Source organism: Thermodesulfovibrionales bacterium, assembly GCA_035622735.1.
Lineage (GTDB): Bacteria > Nitrospirota > Thermodesulfovibrionia > Thermodesulfovibrionales > UBA9159 > DASPUT01.
On sequence record DASPUT010000222.1, the window covers coordinates 1 to 4789 of the forward strand.

General features: G+C 54.9%; 5 protein-coding genes. 1 reads left to right on the forward strand and 4 read right to left on the reverse strand.

The annotated features are described in order from the left end of the window. The coding region (gene alr / locus VEI96_11685) for an alanine racemase (protein ID HXX58654.1) at positions 1 to 559 on the forward strand (559 nt) is incomplete at its 5' end. 81 nt (positions 560 to 640) lie between these two features. Here the strand turns inward: alr and VEI96_11690 are convergent. The 4 genes from VEI96_11690 to VEI96_11705 all read right to left on the reverse strand — a co-directional run. Next, the gene (locus tag VEI96_11690) at positions 641 to 2380 is read right to left on the reverse strand and encodes a PAS domain S-box protein (protein ID HXX58655.1); all 1740 of its coding nucleotides are present in this window, start codon (positions 2378 to 2380) and stop codon (positions 641 to 643) included. 20 nt (positions 2381 to 2400) lie between these two features. Further along, positions 2401 to 3288, reverse strand: coding sequence for a universal stress protein (locus VEI96_11695; GenBank protein ID HXX58656.1), 888 nt, complete (start codon positions 3286 to 3288; stop codon positions 2401 to 2403). Positions 3289 to 3450: 162 nt separating this feature from the next. Then, positions 3451 to 4185: a DNA alkylation repair protein gene (locus VEI96_11700; protein ID HXX58657.1), complete on the reverse strand. Its 735-nt coding sequence runs from the start codon at positions 4183 to 4185 to the stop codon at positions 3451 to 3453. A 6-nt stretch (positions 4186 to 4191) separates the two neighbouring features. After that, a partial coding sequence (locus tag VEI96_11705) for a TGS domain-containing protein (GenBank protein ID HXX58658.1) occupies positions 4192 to 4789 on the reverse strand: 598 nt, incomplete at its 5' end.

Genomic DNA, 4789 nt, shown 5'->3' on the forward strand with positions numbered 1-4789 from the left:
CCTGAAGAAGAAGGTCCTCTGCCACATCGCGAATAGTGCCGCAGTGCTCTCCTCCTCCGATGCAGGCCTCGATGCCGTGAGGCCGGGGCTTATGCTCTATGGCTATTCGCCGTGCGGGGCGGGGGTTCACCGGACCGCGAATCTCAAACCGGTGATGCGGGTAAGGACGAGAATCCTCACCATCAGGAGATTCCGCAGGGGAACGCCGGTGAGTTACGGGGGAACATTCGTTACGGAAAGGGAGAGCCTCATTGCGGTCTTGCCTATCGGGTATGCGGATGGTTACGGCAGGGCCCTGTCCAATAACGCTGATGTGCTCATCAGGGGGAAGAGGGCCCCTGTGGTCGGAAGGGTTTGCATGGACCTGACGATGGCTGATGTCACGGAAGTTGAAGGCGTGAAAGAGGATGACGAAGTTATACTCCTCGGAAGTCAGGGCGGCGCGGAGATCACCGCTCACGAGGTTGCCGCGGAGGCGGGGACGATCTCGTACGAAGTCCTCACCTCGCTCGGGAGCAGGTCGAAAAGGATATTCAAAGGAGCGGCTAAGGGTATCTGAAGCAGAAGTCGCGCAAGATGAGCAGCAAGATCTCCCTGTGAGCCATAGCCTCAAGGCGGGGAAATGAGCTGCCTTCTCCGGTTAACCCTTCATCGAAATTTCTCGAGGGCTATGGTGCGAGGTATTCCCCGATTTCATGCCAAGGGGGAAATAGAGAGAGAATAGCGAGCCCTTGCCGACCGTACTCTCGACGGTAACAAAGCCCCCGTGGTCCTCCATAATCTTCTTCGTGATCGGCAGGCCCAACCCGACCCCCTTCTTGGCGATCTTCGTCGTGAAGAAGGGCTCAAATATCCTGTCCAAAGTTTCATCGGGAATGCCGCCGCCGGAATCTCCTATCCCGACGACCACGTGGGGAACTTCCTTGACCGATGCGAGTGATGTCGTGATCGTCAGAGTTCCGCCGTCCTGCATCGAGTCAAGGGCATTCGAGACGAGGTTTATGATCGCCTCCTTTACCTGGTCTTTATCGATCCTCGCTTCAGGTACGTTGCCAAATGATTTTTGGATGTTTATGGCACGTTCGCGGAAGATCTCTCCATAGATCATCAAGACGTCGCCGATGACCTCTTCAATTCGGTGTCCCTCCATCCGGGGAACCGCTACCCGGGCATAGGTGAGGACGTCTTTCAGGATACGCTCGAGGCTGTCCACTTCAGAGACGATGGAATCTGCATATTCCCGCTCCTTCGTACCCTCGGAGATCCTTTTCTGGAGCCTCCGCGCAAACCCCCCAACGGATGTGAGCGGATTCCTTATCTCATGGGCGACGTTCGCGGATATCCGTCCCAAGGCAGCCAGTTTTTCGTTCTGGGCGAGTTCTTCCCTGAGGCGGAGTTTTTCAGACTCGGCGAGACGGCGCTCGATTACGCCGGCAAGCGTGTTCGCTACCGCGGTAAGAAATTCCTCCTCGTCAACGGCCCTCTCATGCCCTTCGTTAACATACACACTGATGAGACCGAGTGCTCTTCCGCCGGAAGCGATCGGCACACAATAGTGACCGTGAGGGAACATTCCCTCAAACCGGATCTCGTGGCGATCGTCGACGCAGTCTGCGAAGAGAACCTCGCAGGTCGATGCGGACCGTCCGCAGAGGCATTTGTCGAAGGGCACCTTCCTGCAGACGGTCTGTTCCTGTTCCGTCATCCCTCTTTCCGCTTTCAGAACCAGTTCCCTTGAGCTGTCCTCCACAAGGAAGATCGAACCCTTTGACCGGAGCGCGAGGTGCGGTACCGAGAGGATGAGATCGAGGGCACGGTTCATCTGCTCATCAAGCGAAATCGGTTCGAGGGAGATCTTCAGCACGGTGCTTATCACCCTCTGGATGTGGTAATTCCGCTCGATTTTCTCCTGCACTTTAGTCCGTTCCGTAATGTCCCGTATCGCACCCGTGACGAGCAGTCCCTCGTCTGTCCGCAAGGGGCTCAGACTGATGTCGGCCTGGAATTCGGTGCCGTCTTTTCTCAGGGCGTATATCTTGAGGTTCGAACCCATCATGCGAACTCTCGGGTTCGAGAAATAATCGGCGATGAGCTTTTTGTGGCGGCTGCGGAATCTTTCGGGAATGAGCGTATGGATATCTCTTCCGGTCAGCTCCTCCTGGGTGTAGCCGAAGAGTTTTTCCATCTGCGCATTCACGAGGACGATCTCGAAGTTGCCGTCGACGAAGATCATCGCGTCGGGGGCGGCCTCGAGAAGTTTCTCATATCTCTCCTGCACGCTTCTGAATTCGCCCCTGCATTCTTCGAGCTTTTCGAGTCTCGTCCGCATCTCCGCCAGTTCCCGGACAAGCTCTTCTTTCGCCTTATATGGTTCTTCCACGCCTTTTGTCTCCACGTGCATCAGCCTTCGCGGATTTTCCCGACCAGGACAGAGCAGAGCGAATGGCCGAGCACCCGCCTCGATACGCTCCCGAGCACTCCCTTGAGTCCCCTTAGCCCCCGTGAACCCACCGCGATCAGGTCTCCCTTCATGTTCTCCGCCTCACGAAGTATCTCCATGGAGGGGTCTCCTTGAACCGTTATCACTGTCAGCCTCGGAAATTTTCTTCCCAGGAGGGTGCGGGCCTGTTCGACAATCCTCTCTGATTCTTCACTCTTCTTTTTTAGTGTCCGAGCGATGTCTTCCTTCAACGCATCGTTGACCTCGATAGCAAACCGCTCGGGTATATCGGAAAGCGCCGGAGGCTCAACGTGCATCACCGTTAATTCCGTATTGTCGGGGAAGGGGAGGGAAGCGAGGAGCTTCGCCGTTGCCTGGGAGGACTCAGAATTGTCTGTCGGGAAGAGGATCTTTATCGGTCCCCGGTCCCTTTTTCGGAAAGGTTTCGTTATGAGGACGGGTCTCGGCGAATTGATGGCAACCGACCTCGTGACACTTCCGAGGAAGACGGACTTGATCCCCTTGAGCCCCCTTGCCCCCATGACGATGATGTCCGCCTGGGAATCTTCCGCGATTTTCATGATGGTCGCGTCGGGAACTCCTTCCTCTTCGATGATGCCGACCTTTGCCCGGACCTTCTTGAGGACATTCACCGACGCCTTGAGGATCTTCGGCGCCACACGCTTCATCGCCTGCATGATCTTCAGGCGATAATCATCGTCATAGGGTATTTCCGAGATGACATGGAGGACGATGATCTCGTCATCAGGAGAAAATTGAAGGCGTGTCAGAAATTGTGCTGCGCCTTCCGCTGACTCCGAACCATCCGTTGCCAATAAGAGTTTCATGGTTTTCGCCTCTTTGGTTCTTCTTCTCCCCTCGGTCCCGGGGCCTTTCTCTAGACATTATATCATTCCGTCACCGGGTTAGCATGAGGAATCACGTCGATGACGACGGTTGGGACATCCGGTCTACGCGAGTCGGCTGATTTGTCTACACGATGGGATCTATCATGTGGCGCGGACCTTTGTGACGGATTTTCCTCCGCGGTATTTGTTCAGATAATCCTTTCTTTCCTTCTCTCCAAACCTCTCGATCGCATATCTCAGCATGGTCCTCGGCATCTCATGACAGTGTCTTTCGAGGAACTCTTTTTCCTTTTCCCGGTCCCTTTTGCCGACTTCACGCAGCATCCAGCCGACCGCTTTATGGATGAGGTCATGTCCGTCCCTGAGGAGCAGTTCGGCAATGCGCAGGGTATCACCGAAGTCATTATCTTTTATGAATGCGAATGTCGCCATGATAGCTATCCTCCTCTCCCACAGGTCGGTCGAGCGGGCTAGTTTCACTAAGACCGACCGGTCCCTGTCGGTCAGGTAGTCACCGAGTATGGGACCTGCGGATGCGTCGACGAGGTCCCAGTTGTTTATCCTTTTCGTATTTCTGAGATAGAAATTGAGGATCTCCTCTTTCCCCACGCGATCAGATCTTCTGTATTGTGTTATGAGAATGAAGAGTGAAACAAGTCTCTCCTCGTGCGCTTTGCTCCAAAGCAGTTTCCCGATGTCCTCTAGGGAGAGGTCAGGGTACATCTTCGCAAGCCGCCGCTGTTGAGGAACCGTTATCCCGAGGAATACGTCACCCTCGCCGTACTCGCCCTTTCCCGTTTTGAAAAAACGCGAAAGTATTCGAGCCCTCTCGGGGTCTGCGAGCTTCCGCAGGTCTTCTTTCAGGTTCCTTACCATGAGGCCTCATTTCAGATGATATTCCACGACATCACGGTCATGGAGGATATAATCCTTCTGAACCCTCTGTCCGTCGAACCTTGTCGATCCCCAAACACAGGAGTAATTGAGATTCTCCCGAAAGTCCCTGTGGATCAGCTCCGCAAGGTCGACGACAGAGGAGCCGAGGGGGAGGACAAAGGGCCGGTCCCGGTCAGGTTCCTTGCCGGGTTCCTTCGAGTAGACCCTGATGATACGGGAATTCTCAAAAACGGCCCTCCTCAATTCTTCGATACCCTCTTTTCGCATCGTCGAGATGCCTATGACGGGAAGGATGGCCCCGTATCTTTCTTTCAACAGCTTCAGTCTCTCCCCTGAATCCGGCAGGTCGCACTTGTTCGCCGCAAGAATGACCTGCTTCTGCTCAAGGCGCTCTCCGCCTCTCTTCTTCTCATTTTTTCTTATGAGTACGATCTTCCATTCCGCCAACAACTCGATGAGGAGTTCGCCCTGTATGCCCGGATCTTCTGAGAGATCGATGACGAGCAGGATGAGGTCTGCGTTCCTCACGATAGCCGAAACCCAGCCGTCGGTCGACTCATTCCCGACGGGTGGAAGGTCAACG

Coding starts and splice junctions, on each gene's coding strand:
- VEI96_11700 (HXX58657.1), bottom strand. CDS start 4,185: ATGGTAAGGAACCTGAAAGAAGACCTGCGGAAGCTCGCAGACCCCGAG.
- VEI96_11695 (HXX58656.1), bottom strand. CDS start 3,288: ATGAAACTCTTATTGGCAACGGATGGTTCGGAGTCAGCGGAAGGCGCA.